General features: G+C 64.5%; 22 protein-coding genes. 7 read left to right on the forward strand and 15 right to left on the reverse strand.

The window, feature by feature from the left end:
• Nucleotide 1 precedes the first annotated feature (1 nt).
• Entirely contained in the window at nt 2–166 is a 165-nt protein-coding gene (locus IVB27_RS04005; RefSeq protein WP_247441577.1) for a hypothetical protein, read from the forward strand.
• Nucleotides 167–175: 9 nt separating this feature from the next.
• On the opposite strand, the gene IVB27_RS04010 is transcribed toward IVB27_RS04005, so the two are convergent.
• From IVB27_RS04010 to putA, 3 genes are all read right to left on the reverse strand, one after another.
• Entirely contained in the window at nt 176–823 is a 648-nt protein-coding gene (locus IVB27_RS04010; protein ID WP_247441579.1) for a glutathione S-transferase family protein, read from the reverse strand.
• A gap of 190 nt (nt 824–1,013) precedes the next feature.
• Nucleotides 1,014–2,219, reverse strand: coding sequence for a CaiB/BaiF CoA transferase family protein (locus IVB27_RS04015; protein ID WP_247441581.1), 1,206 nt, complete (start codon nt 2,217–2,219; stop codon nt 1,014–1,016).
• Between the two features lie 301 nt (nt 2,220–2,520).
• The gene (putA, locus tag IVB27_RS04020; RefSeq protein ID WP_247441586.1) at nt 2,521–5,532 is read right to left on the reverse strand and encodes a bifunctional proline dehydrogenase/L-glutamate gamma-semialdehyde dehydrogenase PutA; all 3,012 of its coding nucleotides are present in this window, start codon (nt 5,530–5,532) and stop codon (nt 2,521–2,523) included.
• A gap of 114 nt (nt 5,533–5,646) precedes the next feature.
• On the opposite strand from putA, the gene IVB27_RS04025 reads away from it, so the two are divergent.
• A complete protein-coding gene (locus tag IVB27_RS04025) occupies nt 5,647–6,108 on the forward strand; it encodes an Lrp/AsnC ligand binding domain-containing protein (RefSeq protein WP_007596520.1) in 462 nt (153 codons plus the stop codon).
• 171 nt (nt 6,109–6,279) lie between these two features.
• On the opposite strand, the gene IVB27_RS04030 is transcribed toward IVB27_RS04025, so the two are convergent.
• The 4 genes from IVB27_RS04030 to IVB27_RS04045 form a co-directional block, all read right to left on the reverse strand.
• Complete coding sequence (locus IVB27_RS04030; protein WP_007596519.1) at nt 6,280–6,480, reverse strand: cold-shock protein; 201 nt, start codon at nt 6,478–6,480, stop codon at nt 6,280–6,282.
• A gap of 208 nt (nt 6,481–6,688) precedes the next feature.
• On the reverse strand, nt 6,689–6,997 hold the full coding sequence (sorB, locus tag IVB27_RS04035; protein ID WP_247441589.1) for a SorB family sulfite dehydrogenase c-type cytochrome subunit: 309 nt from the start codon (nt 6,995–6,997) through the stop codon (nt 6,689–6,691).
• A gap of 11 nt (nt 6,998–7,008) precedes the next feature.
• Nucleotides 7,009–8,208 (reverse strand): SorA family sulfite dehydrogenase catalytic subunit, encoded by a 1,200-nt coding sequence (gene sorA, locus IVB27_RS04040; RefSeq protein WP_247441591.1) that lies wholly within the window; start codon nt 8,206–8,208, stop codon nt 7,009–7,011.
• Nucleotides 8,209–8,530: 322 nt separating this feature from the next.
• Complete coding sequence (locus IVB27_RS04045; protein WP_247441593.1) at nt 8,531–10,264, reverse strand: adenylate/guanylate cyclase domain-containing protein; 1,734 nt, start codon at nt 10,262–10,264, stop codon at nt 8,531–8,533.
• A gap of 347 nt (nt 10,265–10,611) precedes the next feature.
• Between IVB27_RS04045 and IVB27_RS04050 the strand changes: the two genes are divergently transcribed.
• Nucleotides 10,612–12,141 (forward strand): glycosyltransferase family 39 protein, encoded by a 1,530-nt coding sequence (locus IVB27_RS04050; RefSeq protein ID WP_247441667.1) that lies wholly within the window; start codon nt 10,612–10,614, stop codon nt 12,139–12,141.
• A gap of 30 nt (nt 12,142–12,171) precedes the next feature.
• Here IVB27_RS04050 and IVB27_RS04055 read toward each other — a convergent pair whose 3' ends face one another.
• Together IVB27_RS04055 and IVB27_RS04060 are read right to left on the reverse strand one after the other, a co-directional pair.
• Nucleotides 12,172–13,200, reverse strand: a complete 1,029-nt coding sequence (locus tag IVB27_RS04055) for a YcjF family protein (protein ID WP_247441595.1) — start codon at nt 13,198–13,200, stop codon at nt 12,172–12,174.
• Entirely contained in the window at nt 13,197–14,666 is a 1,470-nt protein-coding gene (locus tag IVB27_RS04060) for a YcjX family GTP-binding protein (RefSeq protein ID WP_247441597.1), read from the reverse strand. The genes IVB27_RS04055 and IVB27_RS04060 overlap by 4 nt, the downstream gene beginning before the upstream one ends.
• A gap of 184 nt (nt 14,667–14,850) precedes the next feature.
• Between IVB27_RS04060 and trhA the strand changes: the two genes are divergently transcribed.
• Both trhA and IVB27_RS04070 read left to right on the forward strand, forming a co-directional pair.
• On the forward strand, nt 14,851–15,546 hold the full coding sequence (gene trhA / locus IVB27_RS04065; protein WP_247441599.1) for a PAQR family membrane homeostasis protein TrhA: 696 nt from the start codon (nt 14,851–14,853) through the stop codon (nt 15,544–15,546).
• 55 nt (nt 15,547–15,601) lie between these two features.
• On the forward strand, nt 15,602–16,396 hold the full coding sequence (locus IVB27_RS04070) for an SDR family oxidoreductase (protein ID WP_247441602.1): 795 nt from the start codon (nt 15,602–15,604) through the stop codon (nt 16,394–16,396).
• Between the two features lie 172 nt (nt 16,397–16,568).
• On the opposite strand, the gene mdlC is transcribed toward IVB27_RS04070, so the two are convergent.
• The 4 genes from mdlC to IVB27_RS04090 form a co-directional block, all read right to left on the reverse strand.
• Entirely contained in the window at nt 16,569–18,191 is a 1,623-nt protein-coding gene (gene mdlC, locus IVB27_RS04075; RefSeq protein WP_247441604.1) for a benzoylformate decarboxylase, read from the reverse strand.
• A gap of 132 nt (nt 18,192–18,323) precedes the next feature.
• A complete protein-coding gene (locus IVB27_RS04080) occupies nt 18,324–19,187 on the reverse strand; it encodes an HTD2 family dehydratase (RefSeq protein ID WP_247441606.1) in 864 nt (287 codons plus the stop codon).
• Nucleotides 19,188–19,202: 15 nt separating this feature from the next.
• The gene (locus tag IVB27_RS04085; RefSeq protein WP_247441608.1) at nt 19,203–20,306 is read right to left on the reverse strand and encodes a CaiB/BaiF CoA transferase family protein; all 1,104 of its coding nucleotides are present in this window, start codon (nt 20,304–20,306) and stop codon (nt 19,203–19,205) included.
• Between the two features lie 9 nt (nt 20,307–20,315).
• A complete protein-coding gene (locus IVB27_RS04090) occupies nt 20,316–21,485 on the reverse strand; it encodes an acyl-CoA dehydrogenase family protein (protein WP_247441610.1) in 1,170 nt (389 codons plus the stop codon).
• Nucleotides 21,486–21,610: 125 nt separating this feature from the next.
• Between IVB27_RS04090 and IVB27_RS04095 the strand changes: the two genes are divergently transcribed.
• Nucleotides 21,611–22,531 (forward strand): LysR substrate-binding domain-containing protein, encoded by a 921-nt coding sequence (locus tag IVB27_RS04095; protein ID WP_247441613.1) that lies wholly within the window; start codon nt 21,611–21,613, stop codon nt 22,529–22,531.
• Between the two features lie 242 nt (nt 22,532–22,773).
• Here IVB27_RS04095 and IVB27_RS04100 read toward each other — a convergent pair whose 3' ends face one another.
• Both IVB27_RS04100 and IVB27_RS04105 read right to left on the reverse strand, forming a co-directional pair.
• Nucleotides 22,774–24,048: a cytochrome P450 gene (locus IVB27_RS04100; protein ID WP_247348778.1), complete on the reverse strand. Its 1,275-nt coding sequence runs from the start codon at nt 24,046–24,048 to the stop codon at nt 22,774–22,776.
• Nucleotides 24,049–24,079: 31 nt separating this feature from the next.
• Nucleotides 24,080–25,345 carry a cytochrome P450 gene (locus IVB27_RS04105; RefSeq protein WP_247441615.1) on the reverse strand — a complete coding sequence of 422 codons (1,266 nt, stop codon included), beginning with the start codon at nt 25,343–25,345 and terminating at the stop codon, nt 24,080–24,082.
• Nucleotides 25,346–25,656: 311 nt separating this feature from the next.
• On the opposite strand from IVB27_RS04105, the gene IVB27_RS04110 reads away from it, so the two are divergent.
• Nucleotides 25,657–26,802: a YjgN family protein gene (locus tag IVB27_RS04110; protein ID WP_249811143.1), complete on the forward strand. Its 1,146-nt coding sequence runs from the start codon at nt 25,657–25,659 to the stop codon at nt 26,800–26,802.
• Nucleotides 26,803–26,804 lie beyond the last annotated feature (2 nt).

Consider the following 26,804-nt stretch of genomic DNA (forward strand, 5'->3'; position numbering starts at 1 on the left):
CATGACGGACTCCAGCGAAGCCAACAAGGAGCGCAATCGCGAGATCGCGCGCAATGAGGAAGCCAAGCAGGTCACCGGCAGCGTCCGCGTCAGTATATGGGCTGTCGCGGTCGTCGTCATCGTCGGCGGGATTCTGTTCACGCTCGGCTGGCTGGCGCTGCGATAGCGAGCGTCCTCACTTCGCGTAATTCGTCATTCGCTTGCCGGGCAGCAGCTCGTAGGCCGGCTGCCAGCCGGGGAGTGCGGCCATGCGGCCGAGCCAGGCGTGGATGGCGGGATAGCTCGTCGCGAAATCAAAACCATGCTCGTCGCTCGGATAGTGCAGATAGGCCATCATCGAGATATCGGCGACCGTGGGCCTGGCGCCGATCGCGAATTCATTGTGCTGAAGATGGCCGTCGAGAATGCCGAGGAAATCTTCGAGCCGCCGGCGAAAGTGCTTCAGCACCTGCGGATCGTTGTTTTGCGTGAAGGCGCGCATGAAGCGGTAAGTCGCCATGTACCCGGTGAGCTTGTGATTGTCCCAGAACAGCCAGCGCAACAGATCAAATTTTTCCTCCGCCGTCTCCCCGCCGAAACGGCCGTATTGTTCGGCGAGCTTGAGCAGGACCGGCGCGGTCTGCGTCATCTTCACGCCGTCGACTTCGAGCACAGGAATCTCGCCCATCTCGTTCACGCTCTTGCGCCATTCCGGCGTACGCGTGACGCCGCCGCCAAAGTCGGTCCAGACCGGCTCGAATTTCTCGCCGCAAAGCGTCAGCATCAACGCCAGCTTGTAGCTGTTGCCGGATTCGGGGAAGTAGTGCAGGCGGTAGCTGGGCATGGGACCTCAGGGGATGATGGCAGTTGTCGAAGCAAGCTATTCCCTCACCGTCGTCCCGGCGAAGGCCGGGACCCATAGCCACCGAATGTGGTTTGGCGAGGACTCGGAGTTATCGGTTTTGCGCGACAACTCTCACTCTGGGTCCCGGCCTTCGCCGGGACGACATAGTAGATGCAGCGAGCCGTCGGGCCTAACCAACCGCCCCCTTCGACCGCAGCTGCTTGATCGCGGCCTCGTCATATCCCGCGCCACGCAAAATCTCGTCGCTGTGCTCGCCGACGCCGGGCGGCTTGCGTGGCTGCACTTTCTTGGCGCCGTCGATCCAGATCGGGCTGGAGATGGTTAGCATGGTGTCGTTCTCGAACGGCACCAGAACCTCGTTGTCGAGCATCTGCTTGTCGTTCGGGATGTCGTCCAAAATGCCGACGATGCCGAACACAAGGCCGTTGCCATCGAGGAGCTTGCGCCATTCGGCGAGATCTTTGGTCGCAAAGGTTTCGTCAAAAATCTTGATCAGCTCGACCGAGCGGGCGTGACGATCGGGTTTGGTGGCGAAACGCGGATCGGTGATGAGGTCTTCGCGGCCCAGACATTTGGCGAGCGTCGGAAACTGCTTCTCCTCGCTCAGCAGCGACAGGATCAGCCAGCGGCCGTCCTTGCACTGGTAGTGGTTGGCCACCGCGTTCAACGCGCGTTCGCGCGGCCGCCGCTCGGCGAACTTGGCGCCGCAGAGCTTTGCCTGCGCCAGCACGCTCGCAGCCCACACGCCATTCGCCATCAGGTTCGAGGCGACATGCGAGCCCTTGCCGGTCTTCTCGCGCTGATACAGCGCGGTGACGATGGCTCCATAGAACGCCATGGCGCAGGGATGGTCGCCCATGCCGGCGACCGAACGGGCCGGCGTCGTGTCGGTGTCGGCGCGGACGAGATCCATCAAGCCGGAGCGCGCCCAATAGGCGTTGCTGTCGAAGCCGGGTTTGTTGGCTTCCTCGCCCTTCTCGCCATAGCCGGTGAAGGAGGCGTAGATCAGCCGGTCATTGAGATGGGCGAGGTGATCATAGGTGATGCCGAGCTTTGTCCGCACCGGCGGCGGCATGTTGGTGATGAAGACGTCGGCCTCTTCCACGAGCTTGTAGAGCACGGCCTGCGCTTCCGCCTTGGAGAGGTCGAGCGCGATGCTCTTCTTGTTGCGGGCCTCCAGCAGCCAGGCGAAATTGTGCTCGCTGCTCGGATAGCCCGGAATGTTGGGCAGATTGCGGTAGGGATCGCCGGCGCCGGGCGGCTCGATCTTGACGACATCGGCGCCGAAATCCGACAGCACGGTCGCGGCCGCGGGCGCTGCGATGAAGCTCGCGCAGTCCAGAACCTTGAGCCCTGCAAAAATGCCCTTTTCCATCGCGGCGTTGCTCCCTCGCTCTTGTTGTTTCCGCGCGCTGGAATTGGCGCGGGGCACGTCATGGGCAGCATTAGACCGATGTTTTGCCGGGATGCAACGGCGCCGGGCGCAGGGCTTTGCTGCGGTGTCCCGTCACCCTGAGGTGGCCGCTTCTTTAGCGGCCCTCGAAGGGCGACGGCCCGGCTGCATCTAGGCCGTCCATCCTTCGAGGCTCCCCATGGTGCACTTCGCGCCCCACGGCTCGCACCTCAGGATGACGGAACTGAGGTCGCGCGTTGTTGTGAGGGCTCCAGAAGCAGCCTCACTCATCCCCTGCGAGCAGGGCGGCGTTGCCGCCGGCTGCTGCGGTGTTGATCGTCACGGTCTGCTCGGTCGCAAAACGCGCGAGGTAGTGCGGGCCACCGGCTTTCGGGCCGGTTCCGGACAGGCCGTTGCCGCCGAACGGCTGCACGCCGACCACGGCGCCGATCATGTTGCGGTTGACATAGATGTTGCCGATCTGGAGACGGTCGATGATCGCCTCGATCGTATCGTCGATGCGGGAATGGACGCCGAGCGTCAGCCCGTAGCCGCTGCGCTCGATGGCTTGCAGGACGCGTTCGAGATTTTCGGCTGGGTAGCGCACGACATGCAGGATCGGGCCAAACACCTCCTCGGTGAGCTGGCCGGCATCCGTAAGCTCGAAAATATGCGGCGCGACGAAGCAGCCCTCCGGGGCGGTGCCGGCAAAGTGCAGCCGCGCCGCGGTCTTCATTCGCGCGATATGCGCATCGAGGCGCTGCTTGGCCTCAACGTCGATTACCGGACCGACATGGGTCGCGACGTCGCTCGCGTCGCCGATCTTCAGCTCGCGCGCCGCACCCGCGATCATCTCGATCATGCGGTCGGCGACGTCCTCCTGCACGAACAGCAGCCGCAGCGCCGAGCAGCGCTGGCCGGCAGAACGAAACGCCGAGGTGACGACGTCGTCTGCGACCTGCTCGGGCAACGCAGTCGCATCCGCGATCATGGTGTTGATGCCGCCGGTCTCCGCGATCAACGGCAGGATGGGCCCATCCTTGGCCGCCAGCGCCCGATTGATGCTGCGCGCGACCTCGGTCGAGCCGGTGAAGACGATTCCGGCGATATCGGGGTGCGCGGCCAGCGCGGCGCCGATCCGGCCGTCGCCGGTGACGAGGTGCAGCGCGCTTGCGGGGATGCCGGCCTCGTGCAGCAGAGCTACGGCTTCGCGCGCGATGCGCGGCGTCTGCTCTGCGGGTTTTGCGACCACGCTGTTGCCGGCAATGAGCGCGGCCGTGACCTGGCCCAGGAAAATCGCCAGCGGAAAATTCCATGGCGAGATCGCCACGAAGACGCCGCGGCCGCGCAGGGCGAGCGCATTGCTCTCGCCGGTCGGGCCGCGCATCGCGACCTCGTTGCCGAACAGCTTGCGGCCCTGCGCGGCATAATAGCGGCAGAAGTCGGCGGCCTCACGCAGCTCCGACAGCGCATCGTCGAGCGTCTTGCCGCCCTCGCGTTGCAGCAGCGCGATGAAATGGGGCGCGCGGTTCTCAAGAAGATGCGCGGCCTGCTCGAGCGCTGCCGCGCGCGCGGCTGCCGGAGTCCGGCTCCAGGCGGCAAAGCCCGCGCGCGCCGCGGCCACTGCCGCGTTGGCCTGATCCGGCGTTGCCTCAGTGACAGGCTTGAGGTCGGCCGTCTCGGCCTCGACGTCCGCCAGCAACCGGTCGAGCGCTGCGCGCGCGCCGAATTCGACGCCGCGCGAATTGCGGCGCTCCGGCGCGTAGAGATCGCAGGGAAGCGGAATTTTTGGATGGGCCGCCTGCTGCGGCCGGACGATGGCGTCGGCCGGCCGTTGCAACAGCGCCGGGAGCGGCACACGATAATCGGCCGCTTGGGCTACGAAGGAGGAGTTGGCACCGTTCTCCAACAGGCGCCGCACCAGATAGGCAAGCAGGTCGCGATGGCTGCCGACCGGCGCATAGGTGCGGTAGGCAATGTCGGGGTGGTTCTTGGCATGATCCTTGGCAAGCTGCTCGTAGAGCGCCTCGCCCATGCCGTGCAGGCGCTGGAATTCGAAGCCGCCGCTCTCGCCGGCAAGCTCCAGAACGGTCGCGACGCTCAGCGCGTTGTGGGTGGCGAATTGCGGGAAGATCCGCGGCCGCAGACTCAAAAGCTTTTGAGCACAGGCGACGTAGTTCAGATCCGTCATCGTCTTGCGCGTGAACACGGGATAGCCGTCGAGCCCGCGCTCCTGCGCGCGCTTGATCTCGGTGTCCCAATAGGCGCCTTTCACCAGCCGCACCATCAGCTTGCGGTCATGCGCGCGGGCGAGCGCATCGACATAGTCGATCACGGCGCTTGCGCGCTTCTGATAGGCCTGGATCGCGAGCCCGAACCCGTCCCAACCGGCAAGGGAGGGATCGGCGAGCGTTGCCGCGATCACGTCGAGCGACAGCTCCAGCCGGTCGGCTTCCTCGGCATCGACGGTGAAGTTGAGATCATGGGCCCTGGCGCGCTGCGCGAGGTCCAGCAGTTGCGGCACCAGCTCGCGCATCACGCGGTCGCGGCTGATCGCCTCGAAGCGTGGATGCAGCGCCGAGAGCTTGACGGAGATGCCGGGCCGGTCGGGCAGGGGATGGTTACCGGCCGCCTTGCCGATCGTCTCGATGGCGCTGGCATAGGCGTCGAAATAGCGCTTGGCGTCAGTGGCCGTGCGCGCGCCTTCGCCGAGCATGTCGAAGGAATAGCGCGGTGTCTCGCCGGAGCGCGGCCGGCCCCGCTCCAGCGCCTGCTCGATGGTCTCCCCCAGCACGAAATGATTACCCATCAGCCGCATCGCCTGGCGCGTGGCGGTGCGCACGGCCGGCGCGCCCAGCCGCTTCACCAGTCGGCCGATGGTGCCGTCGGGCGTCTCGCCGGGCTGGATCACCCGTGCCGAGAGGCCGAGCGCCCAGGCCGAGGCGTTGACCAGGAAGGCGGTGGACCTGGTCTCGTGATGGATGAAGTCGCCTTCGCCGAGCTTGTCCTCGATGAACTGGTCGGCGGTGCGCGCGTCCGGCACGCGCAGCAGCGCCTCGGCCAACACCATCAAGGCGAGACCCTCCTTGGTCGAGAGCGCGAACTCCCGCAGCATGTCCTCGACCCCACCAAGCCGGTCGTCACGCTTGCGGATGGCCTCGATCAGCCGCGTCGCGGTGCGATCGATCCGCGCCTCCTGTGGCGGGTTGAGATGTGCAGCCGGCAAAAGACGCGCGGCGATCTCAGCATCATCGGGCGCGTAAGCGGCGGAGAAGGGAGGCGGAATGTTCGGCATGGCGTGTCCTGTGGCTGGAATCCAGGATAATGCCCGCGCTACCGTAGCTCGATAGACAAATGAGCTGATCTGCCTTAGAAAACGAAGTATACCAGCGACTTGGCCTTACAAAATATGGAACTTGATCGAACCGACCGGAAAATCCTCTCGATTTTGCAGCAGGATGGGCGCATCGCCAATGTCGAGCTCGCCGAACGCATCGGGCTGTCTCCGACCTCGATCGGCGAGCGGCTGAAGCGGTTGCAGCGCGAGGGCTTTATCGAAGGCTATGGCGCGCGGCTCAACCCGCACCGGCTCGGCCTCGGGCTCCTGGTGTTCGTCGAGGTGCTGCTCGACAAGACCACGCCAGACAATTTCGAGCGTTTTGCGCGCGCTGTGAAACTCGCGCCCGAAGTGCTGGAGTGTCACATGGTTGCCGGCGGCTTCGACTATCTTGTGAAGGCGCGGCTGGCGGACATGACCGCGTATCGGCGGTTTCTCGGCGAGACCTTGCTGTCGATGCCGGGCGTGCGCGAGACCCGAACCTATGCGGTGATGGAAGAGATCAAGCGCGACGCACCGTTGCCGGTGGATTAACGAAGTGCTGTCGCGATTGTCATTGCTGCGGCGTTGAACGAGCGGTGTTCGCGGGGAAAATAGTTCTCCGTGTGCAATCGCAACGCCTGTCGTCGAATGCACTGACCGTCTTCTAAAATTCTCTTGGCCCGGCTCCCGGATCGACCCGGGAGGTCGCAAAAGCTGGCGGGCTTATACTTTGAGGTTCTCTGCGGAGCTTTTGCCTCGGTTTGCGATCTCTTCGTATTCCACCGTCTGTCCTTCGTTCAGGGACGACAGACCGGCTTTCTGCACTGCCGAGATATGCACGAACACATCCTTGCCGCCCGACGCAGGCTGGATAAATCCATAACCCTTCGTCGGGTTGAACCACTTGACCGTACCTTTAGCCATCACGACTTCTCCGCGGGTCTTCCTCCGAGATATCGAACCGCCAGTCCCCGCCAACCGGCCGGTTCGGTCCTAACAGGATACGCGGAATGTGGCCGGCTTGGTAGATCAAACCACATCGGCCTTTCGCCGAATTCCGCTCAACTTCGCGGCGTTTTTACCGGTTTTGCCCGTTTCGCGGTCAATCGGTCCGCGCGCCGCGCGCCATCCGTCAATAAGTCGCGGCCAGGTAATCGACGATCTTGCCGACATCGGCATCGTCGATCGGCGCGCCATAGACCTTGATCATCTTTGTGACCTCGGCCTGCCAAAAACCTTTCTTGTCCTTCATCGGCGGCTGCGTGTTGATGTAGTCGGACGAGTGGCAGGCCGTGCAATTGCCCTGAACCACTTCAAGATTGGGCCCGGGCTTGAACGCCGCGACCTCATCGGGGGTCTTGTAATTGACCGGTGCTGCAAGTGCCGAGCCCACCACGGCGGCGAGGGCGAGCGTGATGGCGGGGAAAACGGTGCGCTGCATGATCATTCCCCTCAGGCCACGGTGACGCGGACGGTTTCGACGACGTTGCGTAGATAGCCCGCCGGATTCCAGCGCGGTGTATCCGGCTGGGTTTCGCCGCCATTGCCGGTGGCGCGTACCTTGAGCTCGTGGGAGCCGGCCGCGAGCTTCACCGGCAGCTTCCATTCACGGAACGAGTATTTGCCAAGATCCTTGCCGAGCCTGGCGCTGGTCCAGGTCTTGCCACCGTCGGTGGAGACCGCGACCTCCTTGATGCCCTTGCCGCCGTCGAAGGCGATGCCGCGCAGCGTCGTGCCGCCTGATTTCAGCTTGGCTCCGTCACTGACGCTGGTGATGAAGGAGCGGATGGTGAAGCGGTTGATCGGGATCGTCGCCTTCGGCGCTGTGCCGGGCTCGATCGCATTGTTCGGGGTGTCCGGAATGCGATAGGCCGACTTCATCCAGAAGCCGTCATAGACATTGTCGATGACGGTGATCTCGTTGAGATGCTTGACCCAGTAGGTGCCGTAATAGCCGGGCACGATCAGGCGCAGCGGGAAGCCGTTGAGGAACGGCAGATCCTCGCCGTTCATGCCATAGGCCAGCATCACCTCGCCGTCGGTGGCGTGGTCGAGGTCGAGCGCCTTGGCGAAATCCGGTGTCTTGTCGCTGACCGGGCCGTCCAAGCCCCCGAACACGACTTGCTTGGCGCCGGCCTGCACGCCCGCCATCTCCAGCACGGCCTTTAGCGGCACGCCGCGCCAGCGCGCATTGCCCATCGCGCCGTTGGCGAGTTGGCCGCCGGCGACGCGCGGCTCTACGAGGCCGCGGCTGTTGCCGGAGCACTGGTTGACTGCGACGATCTCGCTCGCCTTCATTTTCTTGATGTCCTTCAGCGACAGCTTGAGCGGCTTGTCGACCTTGCCCTTGATCTCGAGCGTGAACTTGTCGGGGTCGAGATTGTAGGGCAGGTCGGAAAGGTGATAGCGCACGAAGAACGCGTTGTTCGGCGTGATCGGGCCATCGTTGAACACCGCGAACGGCGTCTCGAGCTGCGGCGGCCGGGCGGTCAGGCCGATCATCGGCCGCTTCTGCGGATATTTCACCAACGGCCGTTCGCCATTGGCGAAGGGCAGGGTGACGGTGTCGAGTGCCAGCGCCTTGCTTGAGTTCAATGCGGCCGTAATAGCGGCAAGGCCCGCTCCTTTGAGCAGGTCGCGTCGATCGAACATGTGGTCTCCTCCCGGAGCTTGTCGTTGGATCGCGGTCATCACCGCGTTCCTGCGCTCATCTGTCGCAACGACTCAGTTGAAGTCAATTCGTGCTTTCGCAGCAGGCCCATGCCGCTGCGTTGCAGCAAGCCGGTGTTACGTTTGTAACGAGATTGAGCCGAGCCGTAGCCGCAGGCGGCGGTGCACCTCTCCCGCTTGCGGGAGAGGTCGCGCCGAAGGCGCGGGTGAGGGCTTTCTCCTCTAGGGGATCGTCCCTACGCGGAGACACCCTCTCCCCAACCCTCTCCCGCAAGCGGGAGAGGGAGCGCACCTCTCGCGCGGCTTACGCGGCCACGCGCTCGCTCCGGTCAACGAGCGCCGACAGCTCCCTGGCGTCCGCGACGACGCGCACGGCCATCGGTTCGTCGCGGCCACGGATCGCGACCTCCTGCTGCGGCAGCGCGTCGTCGGCGAGGCCCGCGGTGCGGCGGACTTCCTCCGAGACGATCGCTTCGCAGGCCAGTGTCTTGGTCATATCCTGGAGGCGGGCCGCGACGTTGACGGCATCGCCCAGTGCCGTGAAGACGATGTGATCCCGATAGCCGATGTCGCCGATGATGACCTCGCCGCCGTGAATGCCGATGCCGAAGCGGATCGGCTGGCGCAGATCGTGGCCCAGCAGCTCGTTGAGCTCGTCGATCTGCATGGCGATCCCGGCGGCGGCCTTCAGCGCCTGCCGGCAGGCGTTCTGCGGATCGGCGGAGAGCCCGAACAGCGCCAGCATGCCGTCGCCGACGAACTGGTTCGGCTGGCCGCCGTTCTCGATCACGGCCTGCGAGACGGCGCCGAGGAAGCGGTTGACGATGAACACGGTATCGAACGGCAGCCGCTTCTCGGCCAGCTGCGTCGAGCCGCGCATGTCCACGAACAGGCTGACGAGATAGCGCTCCTGGCCGATTCTGGCGGGCGTCGAGGCCTGCGCGTTCGCCGGTAGAGTGTACGAGGTGAAGAGCTGGAAGAAGGAGAGGTCCGATGTCGGCCGCAGCTGGCAGGCCAGTCTGATCGAGGGATCGCTGGTGCCGACACGGGTGAGCACGAACGCCTCGCGCTGCGACGGCTCGGGCAGGGCGCCATGATCGCCGATGATGCGGATGCGGCAGGTCGAGCAGCGGGCGCGGCCACCGCAGACGCTGGCATGCGGCACATTGTGGCGCAAGCTCGCTTCCAGCACGGAGAGGCCCTTGGGGACGCGCACCGTCTTGCCGTTGCCGTAGGACAGCGCGATCATGCCACCGCGCCGCTCGCGCAAGGCGCGTGCGCCGCGCGCCAGCAGCGCCAGGGCGAGCAGTCCGAGATAACCGGCGGTGAGGCCGCCGGTGACGCGGTCGAGCGTCGCGGCCTCGGCAGCGGTGCCGACCTGGCGGTGCGTGAGATTATGCGTCCGCCATTCCCCGTCGTCGGCCTCGACCTCGACGCTGCGGCCACCCTGGTAGACACCAAGCAGCGACAGCGTCGGGATCAGCACAGCCGCCGCGAGCAGATAGGGCGCCGCGCGCGTGAAGAATGATTTGAGGCGGAGCCAGAAAAAGATGCCGATGCAGCCGTGCACCCAGGCAATGATCAGCAGGATCGTCATGGTCCAGATTCGGTTCGACGCGACGAAGAACAGATAGAGTTCCTGCGGATAGAGTTTTTGGTGTCCGTAAAGCGTCTGGCCGAGCCGCACGCCGATCACATGCGCCATGACCAGCGCGGGGATGCTTAAGCCCAGCACGAGTTGCAGCGGCTCGACCGTCCGCCAGCGGAACTGCCGGCGCTGATACAGCGCGTAGATGCCGAGCCCCATATGCGTGAGCGCCGCCGCGTAGAACACGATCGCAACCGGCAGGAACTGCCAGAACAGCGTGTGGTAATAGACTCCGATCTCCATGGCATCGACCGAGATGTTGCCGAGCGCATGGTTGAGGAAATGGCTGACCACATAGGCGAACAAAATGACGCCGCAGACCAGCCGCACCTGCCGCAAGCTGATGGCGCGGGAAAGCTCGAAAAATCGCGAGGATGCGGTGGCGGCCATGATTCTGTTCTATCAGTTCATGAAGGAGAACAGCCAGCGTCGCGTTTAATTCCGGGGCTGGACAGCTTGCGGGATCACATACGCGGCACGGTTACGAAATCGTAGGTTGGGCCGAGGCGCCGTGGCGCCGTGCCCACCAATCGGCATTTATGGTGGGCACGCTTCGCTTTGCCCACTCTACGGTCTCCTCGTCGGGGCTGGGATCGTCGCTCGCTTGTCCGGCGCGACACCAGGTGCACGGTACCCCCGCATTGACTCCCCGTCCCAGGTTGGCGAAAAGCGCGGCCGTGACGACAGCTCCCGATATCACCGTGCTCCCCAATGGCGCCGCGCGCCGGCCGCTCGTCATGGCCGCTGCGATCATTGCCGCGATGACGCTGCTGCGCATCGTCTACGCCTCCGCAATCGAGCTGCGCACGGATGAGGCCTATTACTGGACCTGGTCGCAGGAGACAGCCCTCAGCTTCCTCGATCATCCCCCGGGCATCGCCTGGCTGATCCGGTTCGGCACCGCCATCTTCGGCGACACCACGCTCGGTGTGCGCTTCGGCGGCATCGTCGCGATGCTGGTGATGCAGCTCCTGCTCGCCGATATCGTCCGCCGCCTCACCCATGATGTGCGCGCCGTCGTGCTCGCGGTGCTGATGCCGGAGGCCGCGCTCTATTACGGCCTGCTGATGGCCAAGGTCGCGCCCGATGTCGCCATGATCCCGTTTGCGGTGGCGATGATATGGTCCCTGGTGCGGCTTGCGCAGGGCGGCGACGGCCGCTGGTGGCTTGCGGCCGGCCTGTTCGCCGGGTTGGCGATGCTGTCGAAATTCACCGTGATCATGTTCGCGCCGGCGGTTGCCGCCTTTCTGCTGGTGCCGGATTGGCGCTGGCGCTGGCTGCGCAGCCCCTATCCGTACCTCGCGGTCCTGATCGCAATCGCCGTGTTCTCTCCGGTCCTGATCTGGAACGTGCAGCACGACTGGGCCGCGATCCGCTTTCAGGGCGTGCGCGCCACCACCAGCTACGGCATCTCGCTCCGCACGGTCGGCGATTACATCGGCCTGCAATTCGGGTTGGTCGGTTTCGTCATGCTGCCGGTGGTGATGACAGGGCTGGTGCTGACGGCATGGCGCGGCTATCGCACGCGCGAGCCGGTCGCGATTTTGCTGTCGACCGCGGTCTTGGTGCCGTTTTTCTATTTCCTGGCGAAATCGCTGACGCTTCGGGTCGGCGACACCTGGCCGATGTTCATGTGGCCGGTCGGCTTCGCCGCTGCCGCTGTCAACCTCACCATGATGACGCGTGAAAAATGGTCGGCGCGGATGCTCAGATCGTCGCTGTTCTGGGTCAACACGGCGGTGGTGTCGGGCATCGCTTTCGTCGTGGTCGTGTTCCTCTATTACGTCGCCGCGCCCTGGAATTTGCTCGGCAAGATCGATCCGATCGGTGCCGAGTCCGGTTACGAGCAGGTCGCAGCGCGCGCGCAGGCCGCGCTGGATGAGACCGGCGCAACCTGGATCGCAACCACGGACTACCGCACCTACGCCATGATGCGCTGGCTGTTCAGGGGCCGCGTGCCCGTGATCGAGATCAACGAGCGCGGCCGCTTCCAGGATTTCCGCGATCCCGGCATGGACCGGATCAGAGAACACGCGGGCATTTATGTCGGGCGAGAGCCGGACAATCGCTCATCGCTATGGGATTCGATCCCGGCCAAGCGCGAGCAACTCGGTCAGGTCGAACGACGCTGGCGCGGCCTCGTGATGGACAATTATGTGGTAGAGAAGCTGACTGGCTGGACCCCGGAGCTGTCGCCGCCGAAGGACTCGCCGCTATTCCAGTGGCGCGTGCTGGCGGGCGAGTTCGAGAAGCGCGTGTTAGCCTGACGAGCGAAGCGAGCGCGCGCAAGCAAAGCGCTACTCCTCGTCGTCCCTCTTCCGCAACAGATCCGTCGCGAGATCCGACAACTTCGGCGGCGGCAGTGCCGCGAACGGCAGCGGCCGTGTGACGTCGATCGCAGCGAGGCCCAGCCGCGCCGTCAGCAATCCATTCAGCACGCCTTCGCCCAGCCGCTGCGATAGCTTCGCCGCAATTCCGTGGCCGAGCATCTGCTGCACCAGGCTGTCGCTAGCGGCCATGCCGCCGGTGATGGCGAGATGAGCGATGACGTGGCGGAGCAGGCGGATCATGCCGAGCGCGCCGGGGCGGCCGCCATAGAGCCGGGCAAGTTGGCGGATCAGGCGCAGCGACGCCACGAACACGAACAGCACATCGATCAGCGCGCGGGGCGAGACCGCTGTGACGATCGAGACTTTTTGCGCAGCCGACGACACCAGCCGCCGTGCCTCGATGTCCAGCGGCGACATCAATTCGCGCTCGGCAAGCCGGATCATGTCAGCGCCGTCGATGATCTCGCCGGCATGGCTCTCCAGCGCGGCGCGGGCGCGCGCGAGCCGCGGGTTCTGATGCGCGATCTTGAGCAGATCCTGCACGATGATGCGGCTCTCCTTGCGGTCGTCGCTGGCGAGCACGGCTGCTGCACGCTGATGCAGCTTCTCGATCGTTGCGAGGCGCGCCAGCCCGAACGCCTCGCGTCCGATCACCACCGCGAGCGCAAGCGCGGTGACAAACGCAAGAGCCAGTCCGACAAAGCCGAGGCTCTCGCTGCGCGCAAACAAATCCTCGATCAGATGCACCACGCCGAGCCCGATGCCGAGCAGCGTCAACCCGGCGACGCCCGACCAGAACAATGCGCCCCAGGGAAAGCCGCGTCGCGCCGGAAGCGCCGGCGCGATCGGCACCGGCAAGTTCGCCGGATCGGGCTCCGGCGTGATCTGGATGGTGGTGCGGCCGAGGCGCGCCGTCTCGTCGCCTTCGGTGACGACGACGCCGGGATCGTCGAGCCGGAACGTCGCCGGCCGCCGTGGCTTCGATCGGTTGTTCATGACAGCTTGTCTCCGATCAGGAACTGCAAGGCACGGTCGAGGCGGATGTGAGGCAGCACCGGCGCGTCGGAACCCTCGCGCTCGAGCTTTGGCGGGCGGAAGCGCAGAAAGCGAAAATCGCTCTTCGCGGCGGCCTCGGTCGAGAGCCCGCGAAACGCATCGATGCCGTTGAACAGCGGCTCGGGGTCGAGCGGCAGGTCGCCCGGAAAGGTCGCGACCTCGGTGTTGCCGTCGAAGAACTCGCCGCCGGCGCTTTCGCCCGCGGCCGGTGTCCCCAAAATCGACGGCAATTTGTCACGGCCATGCGCGACCTGCGCCTCGCGGGTAGCGCGGACGGCGGCGAGCGCGACGACGTCGATCTCCGCGCCGGTATTTTCCGCGCGCGCAACGGCACCCGAGACGGCGCGGCGCAGCACCGCCTCGAGCCGGTCGTGGCTGGAATGATGCAGATGGTCGGCCTTGGTCGCCGCGAACAGGATGCGGTCGATGCGCGGCCTGAACAGGCCGGAGAGGAACGTGCTGCGGCCGATGCGAAAGCAGTCGAGAATGCCGGCGAGTGCGGCTTCGAGATCGTGCAGCGCTTCGGGGCCGGAGTTGAATGCCGCGAGCGCATCGGCCAGCACGATCTGGCGATCGAGCCGGGCAAAATGATCCCTGAAGAACGGCCGCACCACGACGTCCTTGTAGGCCTCAAAGCGGCGCACCATCATCGCCCACAGCGATCCCTCCGGCGCCTGGCCGCCAATCGGAACGTCGAGCGGTGCAAAGGTCAGCGCCGGTGTGTCGGCGAGATTGCCCGGCATCAGGAAGCGGCCGGGCGGCAGCAGGCTCATCGCAAACCGCTCGTCGCGGCAACCTTGCAGATAGCCCCTGAAAAGCTTTGCGGCCGCCAGCGTCGCCTGCTCGTCCTCGCACGCGTCGGGCTTGAGCGTTGCGAGATGCGCGTGCCAATCCGCGGCCAGATGCGCGCGCGGCGCCTCGCGCGACAGCGCCAGGCTTTCGGCCGACCATTGCTCAAAACTCTTGTGGAGCAGCGGCAGGTCGAGCAACCATTCGCCGGGATAATCGACGATGTCGAGCGTCAGCGTGCGATCCGCGCCGTTCTGGCGCTGGTAGTCGATCACGAGCCTGAGCTCGCTGATGTCGACCGTCGAGTTCGGCCAGCGCCGCTCCTCGATCAGCGCGCGCAAATGGCTCTCATAGGCAAAGCGCGGCACGGCATCGTCCGGCTGCGGCGCCAGATGCGCCCGCGCGATCCGGCCCGATGAATAGGCCTCGAACACCGGAAACCGGCCGCCACGGGTGAGGCCGTGGATCAGCGCGGTGATGAACACCGTCTTGCCGGCCCGGGACAGGCCGGTAACCCCCAATCGTACCGTCGGATTGAAGAAATGCTCGCCGTAGTCGATCAGCGCCCGAGCCGACAGGCGCGCCTCCTCGACCATATCCTGGAAACTAAATGCCATATGAACGTCGGGAATCCCGGGCGAGGGCGAATACGCAAAAAGGACTAGTCACAAAAGTGGAAACTGTCTGAGGAAAATCAAGTTTCATACTTTCACCGCCTTTGTCGGCAAATCACCCGTTTGAACGACGCGCCGATCCCGAAACACCCATACCAGAGCGTATTGTCTCGCCTTGCGGATTGCCATGACCGTCTTCCAGTTGAAACAGCTCGCATCCACCTCCGTCCATGCCGCCGCCGACGCGATCGGCCGGAATTTTGATCGCGCCGAACTGATTGCCGATGGCGTCGTCCACGCGATCGGCGTGCTCTGCGGCATCATCGCCGCGACCGTGCTGGTGGTGCTGACGGTGCTCTATGCCGACGCGACCGACATCGTGGGGGTCTCGATCTACGTCGCCGGCCTGCTCTCGATGCTGGTGTTTTCGGCGTCCTATAATCTCTGGCCGGTCTCGCCGGCAAAATCGCTGCTGCGGCGGTTCGACCATTCCGCGATCTATCTCCTGATCGCCGCGACCTACACGCCGTTCATCCTGGAGGTGAAGGACAGCGGGTTCGCGCTGGTGCTGCTCGCCGGCGTCTGGTGCGTGGCGATGCTCGGCATCGTGCTGAAACTTCTCTACCCCGGCCGGTTCGACCGCGTGGCGGTCGGCATCTACCTCGCCATGGGCTGGAGCGGCGTGATGCTCTACGATTCCGTGGTCAAGGCGCTGCCTGCGCTGGTGCTGAGCTTCATCCTGGCGGGCGGCCTGCTCTACAGTTTTGGCGTGATCTTCCATACCTGGCGGCGGCTGCGCTTCCAGAATGCGATCTGGCACGGCTTTGTCTTGGCCGGGGCGGCGTGCCATTATACCGCGGTGCTCGACCTCGTGTTGAGCTGAGCAAGATCCGCGAAGCGGAATAAGCGAAGCGGTATAAGACAAGAGGAGACGTCGCATGCAGGTGACCGGCAAGGTCGTGGTCGTCACGGGCGGCGCCAACGGCATCGGCAAGGCGTTGTGCGAGGCGTTTCACAAGGCTGGTGCGGCCAAGGTCGTCGTCGCCGACATGGACGCCGCCAACGCGAGGGCGGTTGCAGCTACAATGAATGGCGCGGCCTTCAAATGCGACGTCGCGCAGGAAAAGGATATTTCCCACGTCATCGAGGAGACCGAGCGGCAGTTCGGCCCGATCGAATTGTTCTGCTCCAATGCCGGGATCGGCGGCGGTTTCGATCCGACGTCGGAAAATGCCGGCGGCGCGTCAGACGAGCCGTGGCAGCGAAGCTGGGCTATCCACGTCATGGCGCATGTCTATGCGGCGCGGCATCTGATCCCCCGCATGAAGGCGCGCGGCGGCGGCTATTTCCTCAACACGATCTCGGCCGCAGGCCTGCTGTCGCAGGTCGGCAGTCCCGCTTACTCCACCACCAAGCATGCGGCGGTCGGCTTTGCCGAAAACCTCGCGATCTCGCACAAGGCCCACAACATCCGCGTCTCGATCCTCTGCCCGCAGGGCGTCGACACCAACATGCTGCGCGCGATCCCCAAGGGCCCGCAATCCGGCGACGGCGATCTCACTCCGGAGCAGGTCGCGAAGGACGTGCTCGCCGGCCTCGATCAGGAGACCTTTTTGATCCTGCCGCACCCGCAGGTGCTCGGCTACATGCGCAAGAAGACCGAGAATTACGACCGCTGGATCGGCGGTATGGCCAAGATCCAGGCGAAGATGCGGGACGAATTCGGGACGTAGGGAGCGCGCACGACAACTTCAGTGTCGTCCTGGCGAAGGCCAGGACCCATACCGCGTGATCTAACTGGAGCGCGCGGTCGCAATACCAAATGAAAAGCCTTCGCCAAGCTACCTCTTGGGGTAATGGGTCCTGGCTTTCGCCAGGACGACGACATGAAATCGCAGCGCGCTGCTAATGCTTCTGCCCGTACAGCACCGGCACCGCCGAATCCACGACCACCTCCACAAGGCTCGTCCCCGCAAACGCCAGCCCGCGCTTCAGCGCCTCGCCAAGCTCCGCCGCCTTGCTCACCCGCACTGCATGGCAACCCATGCCTTCGGCGAGCCGCACGAAATCGATCCCCGGCAGCTCGAGCCCCGGCACGTTGCGCACCTGCATCACCTGGCTGAACGAACGCATCGCGCCGTAGCCGGAATTGTTGATGACGACGATCGTGAGCGGCAGCTTGCGCTGCGCTGCGGTCCACAGCGCCTGGATCGAGTACATCGCCGAGCCATCGCCGATCAGGCACACCGTGCGGCTCTTCGGCTTGCCGAGCGCCATGCCGACCGCGGCGGGCAGGGAGTGGCCGAGGCCGCCGCTTGCCATGGTGTAAAAGCTGTCCTGGCCGCGCATCGGCATGAATTTTTGCATCGCCGGCCGGTGCGAGGGCGCTTCCTCGACCAGTGACGCGCCTTCCGGCATCGCCTGCGACAACGAGTGCAACAGAAATTCGACCGGCAGCGGATCGGCAGCCTGTGGCGCCGGCGGCAGCGTGCGGCCGGTCGGCATGGCGCGTTTGCTCTCCGGCAACAGGTCGAGCAACGCGCTTAGCGCCGGCTTCATCGTCGCGATGATGCTGGTGCCGACCGGCGTCACCGCCGCGGCATCCGGGTCATCGGTGATCTGGAAAATCGCCGCACTGCCGTCGAAGATCGCGGCGTGGCCTTCGACGTGGAAGGTGAAAACCGGCGCGCCGATGACGACAATGAGATCGTGCTCGCGCAGCGCGTCCGATAATTGCGCCGGCGACGCATGCAGGAAACCTGCGAACTGCGGATGCCGCTCGGGGAACGAGCAGCGCGCCGAGAACGGGCTAACCCAGACGCTGGCCTTCGCCTTCTCGGCGACGCGCACCATCAGGTCGACGGCGCCGGCGCGGTCGACGCCGGGCCCAACGACGACGGCGGGGTGCTTGGCCGAGGCCAGTGCTGCGACCAGCGCCTTCATTGCATCAGGCTCGGGGCCGATCTCGCGGCTGACCTTGCGCGCTTCGACGGGAGCTGCCGCATGGGCCCAGTCGTCGACCGGGATCGACACGAAGGTCGGCCCGCATGGCGGCTGCATCGCTGTGTAATAAGCGCGCGCGATCGCCGCCGGCACGTCCTCGGGCCGCGCCGGCTCGACGCTGTACTTTACGTAGGGCCGCGGAAATTCGGACGCGCGCTCCGCAAACAGGAACGCCTGCAAGGGAAGGATCGAACGTGCCTGCTGGCCCGCGGTGATCACCAGCGGCGTCTGGTTGCGATGCGCGGTGTAGATGTTGCCCAGTGCGTTGCCGACGCCGGCCGCCGAATGAAGATTGACGAAGCCGGCATTGTGTGTCGCCTGCGCGTAGCCGTCGGCCATGCCGACGGCGCTCGCTTCTTGCAGCGCCAGCACGTAGTCGATGTCATCGGGCCAGTCGCTCAGGAACGGCAGCTCGGTCGAGCCGGGATTGCCGAACACCCTGTCGATGCCGAACGAGCGCAGCAGGTCGAGCGTCGCCTGCTTCACGGTGACGGATTTGCTGCCGGTCCTGCCGTTCTTGGACATTGGTTTCCGTCCCCTGTTATTTATCGACGCTCCCAGCCCCACGTCATTGCGAGGAGCCCTTGCGACGAAGCAATCCAGACTATCTCCGCGGAAAGATTCTGGATTGCTTCGCTGCGCTCGCAATGACGAGGATTACCACACCGCCGTGCCCTTCATGGTCGGCTGTCCCTCCGCGTTCGCGGTCCACAGCTCCATGCCGGCCTCGGTCTCGTTGGCGTTGATGGAAAACTCGCTGCCTTCGAACAGCGGCTGCACGCCGCGATAGGTGAACTTCGTCGGCGCCTTGCCGCCGCGCAGCTTCGCCGCCATCTCGATGATGAACGTGGCCTGCAACGGTCCGTGGAAGATCAGGCCCGGATAGCCCTCGACCGCAGTGACGTAATCGCGGTCGTAATGGATGCGGTGGCCGTTGAAGGTCAGTGCAGAATAACGAAACAGCAGCACGGGATCCGACACGTAGGTCTCGCGATGCTGCGCCTGCGCCTGCGCCTGCGGCGGCGGAGGCGGGGCCTTTGTGGTCGTGGCCTGCGTGGTTGTCATCTCGCGATAGACGATGTCCTGGCGCTCGCGGATGGCGACGCCGCGCGGCGAGGAGATGCTGTGCTCGACCGAGACGAAGCACAGCGTGCCGGTCGATCCTGTCTTTACCTGCACATCGACGATGCGCGAGGTCCGCGTCGATTCATCACCGACGCGCAGGGGCTGAAAAAATTCGATCTCGCCGCCGGCCCACATCCGGCGCGGCAGCGGCACCGGCGGCAGGAAGCCGCCGCGGGTGGGGTGGCCGTCTGGGCCGAGCATCGACATCGGAAACACCGGCTGGGCCAGGCACCAATGCACCGTGAACGGCGCCGCATCGCCAGCCTTGGGCGCGCCGACCTCCTGGAACAGCGTCGCGCGCAAACCCTTGACGAGCTGCGCGGTGACGGTGTCGGTCGCTTCTTCGCTGCGGCCGATCCATTGCCTGAGATGATCGATGTCGAGCTTCCCGGTCATGACGCCTCGCTCTGGTTATTTCCTGGATTGGGGATTTTCGCCGATGCCGGGCACCGCGCCATAGGCGCGCGTCTCGCCGACAATGATCGGCGCCGGCGCGGGATAGCTGACACGTCCCTGCGGCGTGTCGACCTCGATGCGGCGCAGATGCGGATGGTTGGTGAGGTCGGCCATGGTGTTGACCTCGGCAAAGGCGATATCGGCATCGGACAGCCGCTTCAGCAATTCATCGCGCGTCATCTTGCCGAAGGCATCCGCGACCGTCTGGTCGGTGAAGTCGCGGTTGCGCACGCGCTCGACCATATTGGCGACGCGGGGATCGGAGGACAAATCCGGTTGGTCCAGCACTTTTGCGCAAAGCGTCTTCCACTCGCGCTCGCTCTGGATCGAAATCAGAATGTCCTTGCCGTCGCTGGAGGTGAACACGCCGTAGGGTGCGATCGAGGGATGACGCAGGCCCATGCGCTTCGGTGGATTGCCGGCTTCGGAGTTGAGCAGCGGCACGGTGCACCAGTCCGCCATCACGTCGAACATGGAGATGCGGATGTCGGCGCCCTTGCCGGTGCGCCCGCGCCCGATCAGCGCTTCCAAAATCGCCGCATGCGCCGTGGCACCAGTTGCAACGTCGACAATCGACATGCCGACGCGCGAGGCGCCGTCGGGATTGCCCGTGATCGAAGCCAGTCCGCTCTCGGCCTGGATCAAGAGATCATAGGCCTTGCGGTGCGCGTAGGGGCCCTCGTCGCCATAGCCGGTGATCGTGCACGAGATCAGTTTTGGATAATCCTGCAGCAGCCGCTCGCGCGAAAAGCCGAGCTTGTCCATCGAGCCCGGCTTGAGGTTCTGGATCAGCACGTCGGCGCTCGCGATCAGCCTCTCGAGCTCAGCGCAGCCTTCCTTGGTGGCGAGATCGACCACCGCCGATTGCTTGCCGCGGTTGAGCCACACAAAGTAGCTGCTTTGCCCCTTGGCCGCCGCGTCATAGCCGCGGGCGAAATCGCCTTCCGGCCGCTCGATCTTGATGACTTCCGCGCCGGCGTCCGCCAGGCGCGACGAGCAGAACGGCGCTGCCACGGCCTGCTCGACCGCAATCACCCTGATCCCGTCAAGAGCTCCCATGATGCGGCCTCAATACGAGCGGGGCATACCGAGCACGTGCTCGGCGATGAAGGACAGCACGAGGTTGGTCGAGATCGGGGCGACCTGGTAGAGCCGCGTCTCGCGGAACTTGCGCTCGACGTCGTACTCCTCGGCGAAGCCAAAGCCGCCATGGGTCTGGACGCAGGCATTCGCTGCTTCCCAGGACGCATCGGCCGCCAGCATCTTCGCCATGTTGGCTTCAGCGCCGCAGTCGAGCAGGGCCTCGTATTTCCGCGTCGCTTCCTTCACCATCAGCTCGGCCGCACGCATCGCGGCGTAGGCCTTGGCGATCGGAAACTGGACGCCTTGATTTTGGCCGATCGGCCGGCCGAAAACGCTGCGCTCCTTGGCGTAGTTGGTGGCCTTGGCGATGAACCATTTGGCGTCGCCGACGCATTCGGCCGCGATCAAGATGCGTTCGGCATTCATGCCGGAGAGGATGTAGCGAAAGCCCTTGCCTTCCTCGCCGATCAGATTTTCCGCCGGCACCTTCATGTCGGTGAAGAACACTTCGGTGGTGGCATGGTTCATCATGGTGCGGATCGGACGGATCTCGAGACCCTTGTCCTTGGCTTCGCGCATGTCGACGATGAACACGGAAAGGCCGTCGGTGCGCTTCTTGACCTGGTCCTTCGGCGTGGTGCGCGCCAGCAGGAGCATCAGGTCGGAATGCTCGGCGCGGCTGGTCCAGATTTTCTGGCCGTTGACGATGTAGCCGGCATTGCCGTCCTTGCGCGCAAACGTCTTCAGCGAGCTGGTGTCGGTGCCGCTGGTCGGCTCGGTGACGCCGAACGCCTGCAGCCGCAGTTCGCCGCTTGCGACCTTCGGCAGGTATTTTGCCTTCTGCTCGTCATTGCCGTGCCGAAGCACGGTGCCCATCGTGTACATCTGGGCATGACAGCCGCCGCCGTTGCAGCCCGCGCGCTGGATTTCTTCGAGGATTGCGGCGGCCGCAGAAAGCTTGAGCCCTGCGCCGCCATATTCCTCGGGGATCAGCACCGAGAGATAACCGGCCTCGGTCAGCGCATCGACGAACGCCTTGGGGTAGGCCATCTCACGGTCGAGCTTGCGCCAGTATTCGCCGGGAAACTGCGCGCAGAGCTTTGCGACGGCTTCGCGGATGTCGGCATGATCTTCGCTGTGGTGTTCTTCACTCATGGCGTTTTCCGTTGGGTGCGGCAGTTAAGATAACGCCGGCCGATCCTCTGGCGTTGTGAAAACAATGCCAGCCCCCTATGCTCATTTGCTATAGCGTATGGAGTAGCCTTCCAGGATTGGCAAGCATGGATTTCCGTCAGCTCAGGACCTTCAGTTGTGTGGCGGAGCTCGGCAGCCTCTCCAAGGCGTCCGACACGTTGCGCGTGGCGCAGCCGGCGCTCAGCCGGCAGATCAAGCTGCTGGAACACGAGCTGCGCATCGAATTGTTCACTCGCAACGGCCGCGGCATGGTGCTCACGGACGCCGGCCGCCTGTTGCTGGCGCGCACCTCCGGCATCGTGCGGCAGATCGACCAGATCCGCGACGACATCCAGTCGTCCAAGGGGCCGCCATCTGGCCAGGTCGTGCTCGGCCTGGTTCCGACCGTGAGCTGCGTGCTGTCGGCGCGCTTCGCACGGCGCTGCGTCGAAAAATTTCCCGGCATTTCGCTGCGCATCGTCGAGAGCTACAGCGGTCATCTGGTCGAATGGCTGCATCGCGGCGAGATGGATCTCGCCATCCTCTACGGCCGCTCCGCCGATCTGCATCTCAACGTCGAAAGCCTCGGCCGCGACAACATCGTTGCGGTCGGGCCGCGCGGTTGTGGCTTGGCGCGCAAGAAGAGCGTCGATGTCGGCTGGCTGCTGCGGCAACGGCTGGTGCTGCCCAGTCATTCCCACGGCCTCCGCGCGCTGATCGAGCACGCGGCCGCCCAGCGCAAGATCAAGCTCAACATCCAGCTCGAGGCGGATTCGTTCCGCGTGCTCACGAGTCTCGTCGAGGAAGGCCTCGGCTTCGCGCTGCTGCCGCCCTCGTCGGTCCACGGCGAGGTCGCGGACGGGCGGCTGGAAACCGCTGTCGTCTCGAAGCCGATGACGCGCGAGCTCATATTCGCCTCTCCGATCGACCGTCCGGTTTCGACGGCCTCGCTCGCCGTCACCGCCCTCCTGCGCGAGGAGGTCACCGCCTGCCGCAAGGACGGCGTGTGGGACATCAAGTTGAGCTAGATGCTTTCAGTGCGGTTTAGGACAGAAGGCCGTGTGCGACCCATCGCATATTGTGCGAGCTGTCATGCCGGAATTTTATATCCGCGCGAAAGGTGTTCATCCTCATCCTGGGGAGCGCGCTCTTGCGCGCGTCTCGAAGGATGCAGGCCCCGCTCTCGGCCTCGCCCTTCGAGACGCCCGCTTCGCAGGCTCCTCAGGGTGAGGGGATAGAGTTGAACGCGCCGCAATGACGGCGTAGCCGCCTACCCCGGAATCCTTACCGGCAGCGACTCGTACCCCTTGATGAAGCTCGAATAGATCCGCTTCGGCTCGCCCACCACCTCGATGCGGTCGAAGCGCTTCAGCATCTCCTCCCAGACGATCTTGAGCTGCAGCTCGGCGAGGCGCATGCCGACGCAGCGGTGGATGCCGAAGCCGAAGGAGAGGTGGGTGCGCGGCCGCGGGCGGTCGATGACGAAATCGTTCGGCCTCTCGAACATCCCCTCGTCACGGTTGCCCGAGACGTACCACATCACGACGCGGTCGCCTTTCTTGATGTGCTTGCCGCCGATCTCGGTATCCTCAAGCGCGGTGCGCCGCATATGCGCGAGCGGGGTCTGCCAGCGGATCACCTCGGGCACCATGGAATCGATCAGCGCCGGATTCTGCCGCAGCATGTCATACTGGTCCGGGTTCTCGTTCAGCGCCAGCACCGAGCCGGTCATGGTATTGCGGGTGGTGTCGTTGCCGCCGACGATGAGCAGGATGATATTGCCCATGAGGTTGTCGGGGTCCATGAAGCGCGTGGCGTCGTTGTGTGCCATCAGCGACAACAAATCGTTGCGCGGCGCGGAGTTGACGCGCTCGTTCCAGAGCTTGGACATGTAGGCGTAGCATTCGTCCATCTCGCGGCGGCGCTCTTCGGCCGAGGCCACGATGCCGCTCTTGGGCAGGGCGGTCGCGACATCCGACCAGCGCGTCAGCTTGCGCCGTTCTTCCCAGGGGAAATCGAACAGGGTGGCCAGCATCTGCGTCGTCAGCTCGATCGAGACGCGCTCGACGAAATTGAAGGTTTCGTTGCGCGGCAGGTTGTCGAGCACGGTCTGCGCGCGCTGGCGGATCAATTTTGCCAGTTCGTCCAGATGCGTCGGCGTGAACATCGGCGACACCGTCTTGCGCTGCGACGAATGCCGCGGCTGGTCCATCGCGATGAAGCTGGGCCAATCATAACCCTCAGGCACGTCGCGGATTCCGATACCGCCGAGCGTCGAATCGGAAGAGAACAGGCTGTGGTTGGTGTCGACATGCATGATGTCGTTGTACTTCACCACCGACCAATACGGGTCGATCGGCGCATTGGTGCAGTAGTGCACCGGCTCTTCCTGGCGCAGCCGTTCGAACCACGGCCACAGGGTGTCGTCCTGGAACAGCCTGGGCGCGCCGGGATGGAACTGCGCCAGCGGTGTCGCATAGGCCTCCTCGCGGGCCCTGCGCATGCGTTCGGCCTTGTCCACGTTAACCGGCGCTTGGATGTTCATGGTCGTGGCTCCAGTTGGTTCTTCCTTCGCCTCACGCCGTAATCTTCACCGGCAGCGTCTCGAGTCCCTTCACGAAACTCGAATAGACCCGCTTGGGTTCGCCGACCACGTCGATATGGTCGAATCGCTTGAGGATCTCTTCCCAGATAATCTTGAGCTGGAGTTCGGCAAGCCGCAAGCCGACGCAGCGGTGGATGCCGAAGCCGAACGAGAGATGGGTGCGCGGACGGGCGCGGTCGATGATGAACTCGTAGGGCTTTTCGATCGCGTCGGCGTCGCGGTTGCCCGAGACGTACCACATCACGACCTTGTCACCTTTCTTGATCTGCTTGCCCCGGAACTCGAAGTCCGCAAGCGCGGTGCGGCGCATATGAGCCAGCGGCGTCTGCCAGCGGATCACTTCCGGCACGAAGCTGTCCAGCAGTGCGGGGTTTTCGCGCAGCTTGCGATATTGCTCCGGATGCTGGCTCAGCGCGTGGAGCGAGCCCGACATGGTGTTGCGAGTGGTGTCGTTGCCGCCGACGATCAAAAGGACGAGATTGCCGAGGAAGTTTTTCGCGTCCATGTCGCGCGTCGCGGCACCATGCGCCATCATCGACAGGAGGTCGCTCTTCGGCGGCTGTGCGATGCGCTCCTTCCAGAGCCGCGCGAAATAGCCCGCGCATTCGGTCAGCTCCGCCTGACGCTCGTCCTCGGTGGCGACGAGGCCGTCGGGTCCGGGAATGGTGGTCGCGATGTCCGACCAGCGCGTCAGCTTGCGGCGATCCTCCCAGGGGAAGTCGAACAGCACGGCGAGCATCTGCGTGGTGAGCTCGATCGAGACATGGTCGACCCAGTCGAACACCTCGCCGCGCGGCAGATTGTCCAGGCACTCGGCCGAGCGCTCGCGGATGCTCAGCGCCAGATTGTCCAGATGCGTCGGCGTGAACATCGGCGCCACGGTCTTGCGCTGCGCCGCGTGGCGCGGCGGGTCCATCGAGATGAAGCTCTCGCGGCGCAGTTCCGGATCGATGTCGCGAATGGTGATGCCGCCGAGCGAGGAGGCCGAGGAGAAGACCGAATGATTGGTCTCGATCTCCATGATGTCGTTGTAGCGCGTCACCGACCAATACGGCCCGAACATCGAGTCCTTGCAGTAGTGCACGGGATCTTCGCGGCGCAGGCGATCGAAATAGGGCCAGAACGTATCGGTCCTGAACAACTCAGGATCGCCCGGGTCGAATTGCTCCAGCGGCAGTGACGTCGCACGCTCGCGCAATGCGTCGAGCTTTGCCGCGCTCTCGATGGTCCCGTGCATGACCGTTCTCCCTGGCGTGAACCGCGCGTTCTCGTTGAATTCTGCGCTGCGGTATTTGATTTGCAATTACAGCCGGTTGTCTGCGTCGGAGCAAGGGAGAGTTTTGCCACATCCAACCTTCACGAAAGCGTCGGACGGCCGTCACGCCGCCCCGCGAACGTGATCTCGCGCACTCCGTTGGGCGGGGAATCGCGCAAGAAATCGACTGGAATCGAGCCAAATCGAACCCGGCCATCTTGGGGATCGACTAATCTCTGATCTATAGTTTGATCGAACCAGGTCCGCACCCCGAGGTTGCTGCCGTGAACGATATGCAATGGGCCCCCATCGGCTCCGAACCCTTACCGCCGCCGCTGCCGTCCACGCGGGTCGATTTCACCGGCAACCGCACCGAGTTTCGCAAATTGGTCACCAAGGGTGCCCTGCTGGAGCTCGTTACCTTCGGCTTCTACCGGTTCTGGCTCGTCACCGACATCCGCCGTCATCTGTGGGCGAACACCGCGATCGATGGCGATGCCGCCGAATATACCGGCCGGGCTAAGGAGCTGCTGGTCGGCTTTCTGTTCGCGCTCGCGATCCTGGTGCCGATCTATCTCGCCTATTTTCTCGTCGGCATCGAGTTCGAGCGCTGGCAGGGTTTTGCCTCGACGCCGCTGTTCATCAGTTTCTACGCCTTCGGCCAGTTCGCGATCTTTCGCGCGCGGCGCTATCGCCTGACGCGCACGGTCTGGCGCGGCGTGCGGTTTTGGATGGACGGATCGGGCTGGGCCTATTCGTTCCGCGCCATGCTGTGGGGCCTGCTGGTGTTTCTGACGCTTGGTCTCGCATTACCGTGGCGCGAGGCGTCGCTCGAACGCTACAAGATGCGGCACACCCATTTCGGCGATTTGCGCGGCGAATTCGCAGGCGACGGCTGGACGTTCTTCAAGCGGGGCTGGTGGCTGTGGCTGCTCAGCCCGATCGCGGTGGTGATCTTTCCGCTCGCGCCGTTCTTCTATGCCGAGTTCAAGGCGCGCGAATGGCGCTGGTGGCTCGACGGCATCCGCATCGGTGGCGTCAGCCTGTCCTCGGATTTGCCACACCACGCATTCTACGGCCTGTACTGGAAGGTGATCGGCTGGTGGACGCTGCTCTCCGCCATCTTCGGCGCCTATATCGGCGGAGCGACCATGCTCGTCGTCACGCTGAGCGGCCTTTCGGTCGAGCAGGCGTTGGGGCCCGGCAATGCCGCCAAGAGCATCCCGACGCTGGTGATGATGGTCGTCGGCTATTTCGCACTCGCCCTAGCGGTCAACATTGTCATGCGCGTCTATCTCCAGCGCGATCTCTGGGCCAAGGTGCTGGAAACCGTCGATGTGCACAACATCACGGCCGCGGCGGATGTGCGTGGGAGCGGCGAGCTCGCCAGCGCACTCGGCGAAGGTTTTGCCGATGGACTCGATGTCGCGGGATTTTGAGC

It is taken from the genome of Bradyrhizobium sp. 197 (assembly GCF_023073375.1).
Classification (GTDB): Bacteria; Pseudomonadota; Alphaproteobacteria; order Rhizobiales; family Xanthobacteraceae; genus Bradyrhizobium.

Bases quoted from the DNA above. Each gene is read 5' to 3' on its own strand.
- IVB27_RS04005 (WP_247441577.1), top strand. From the start codon at position 2: ATGACGGACTCCAGCGAAGCCAACAAGGAGCGCAATCGCGAGATCGCG.
- IVB27_RS04010 (WP_247441579.1), bottom strand. From the start codon at position 823: ATGCCCAGCTACCGCCTGCACTACTTCCCCGAATCCGGCAACAGCTAC.
- IVB27_RS04015 (WP_247441581.1), bottom strand. From the start codon at position 2,219: ATGGAAAAGGGCATTTTTGCAGGGCTCAAGGTTCTGGACTGCGCGAGC.
- putA (WP_247441586.1), bottom strand. From the start codon at position 5,532: ATGCCGAACATTCCGCCTCCCTTCTCCGCCGCTTACGCGCCCGATGAT.
- IVB27_RS04025 (WP_007596520.1), top strand. From the start codon at position 5,647: ATGGAACTTGATCGAACCGACCGGAAAATCCTCTCGATTTTGCAGCAG.
- IVB27_RS04030 (WP_007596519.1), bottom strand. From the start codon at position 6,480: ATGGCTAAAGGTACGGTCAAGTGGTTCAACCCGACGAAGGGTTATGGA.
- sorB (WP_247441589.1), bottom strand. From the start codon at position 6,997: ATGCAGCGCACCGTTTTCCCCGCCATCACGCTCGCCCTCGCCGCCGTG.
- sorA (WP_247441591.1), bottom strand. From the start codon at position 8,208: ATGTTCGATCGACGCGACCTGCTCAAAGGAGCGGGCCTTGCCGCTATT.
- IVB27_RS04045 (WP_247441593.1), bottom strand. From the start codon at position 10,264: ATGGCCGCCACCGCATCCTCGCGATTTTTCGAGCTTTCCCGCGCCATC.
- IVB27_RS04050 (WP_247441667.1), top strand. From the start codon at position 10,612: ATGGCCGCTGCGATCATTGCCGCGATGACGCTGCTGCGCATCGTCTAC.
- IVB27_RS04055 (WP_247441595.1), bottom strand. From the start codon at position 13,200: ATGAACAACCGATCGAAGCCACGGCGGCCGGCGACGTTCCGGCTCGAC.
- IVB27_RS04060 (WP_247441597.1), bottom strand. From the start codon at position 14,666: ATGGCATTTAGTTTCCAGGATATGGTCGAGGAGGCGCGCCTGTCGGCT.
- trhA (WP_247441599.1), top strand. From the start codon at position 14,851: ATGACCGTCTTCCAGTTGAAACAGCTCGCATCCACCTCCGTCCATGCC.
- IVB27_RS04070 (WP_247441602.1), top strand. From the start codon at position 15,602: ATGCAGGTGACCGGCAAGGTCGTGGTCGTCACGGGCGGCGCCAACGGC.
- mdlC (WP_247441604.1), bottom strand. From the start codon at position 18,191: ATGTCCAAGAACGGCAGGACCGGCAGCAAATCCGTCACCGTGAAGCAG.
- IVB27_RS04080 (WP_247441606.1), bottom strand. From the start codon at position 19,187: ATGACCGGGAAGCTCGACATCGATCATCTCAGGCAATGGATCGGCCGC.
- IVB27_RS04085 (WP_247441608.1), bottom strand. From the start codon at position 20,306: ATGGGAGCTCTTGACGGGATCAGGGTGATTGCGGTCGAGCAGGCCGTG.
- IVB27_RS04090 (WP_247441610.1), bottom strand. From the start codon at position 21,485: ATGAGTGAAGAACACCACAGCGAAGATCATGCCGACATCCGCGAAGCC.
- IVB27_RS04095 (WP_247441613.1), top strand. From the start codon at position 21,611: ATGGATTTCCGTCAGCTCAGGACCTTCAGTTGTGTGGCGGAGCTCGGC.
- IVB27_RS04100 (WP_247348778.1), bottom strand. From the start codon at position 24,048: ATGAACATCCAAGCGCCGGTTAACGTGGACAAGGCCGAACGCATGCGC.
- IVB27_RS04105 (WP_247441615.1), bottom strand. From the start codon at position 25,345: ATGCACGGGACCATCGAGAGCGCGGCAAAGCTCGACGCATTGCGCGAG.
- IVB27_RS04110 (WP_249811143.1), top strand. From the start codon at position 25,657: ATGCAATGGGCCCCCATCGGCTCCGAACCCTTACCGCCGCCGCTGCCG.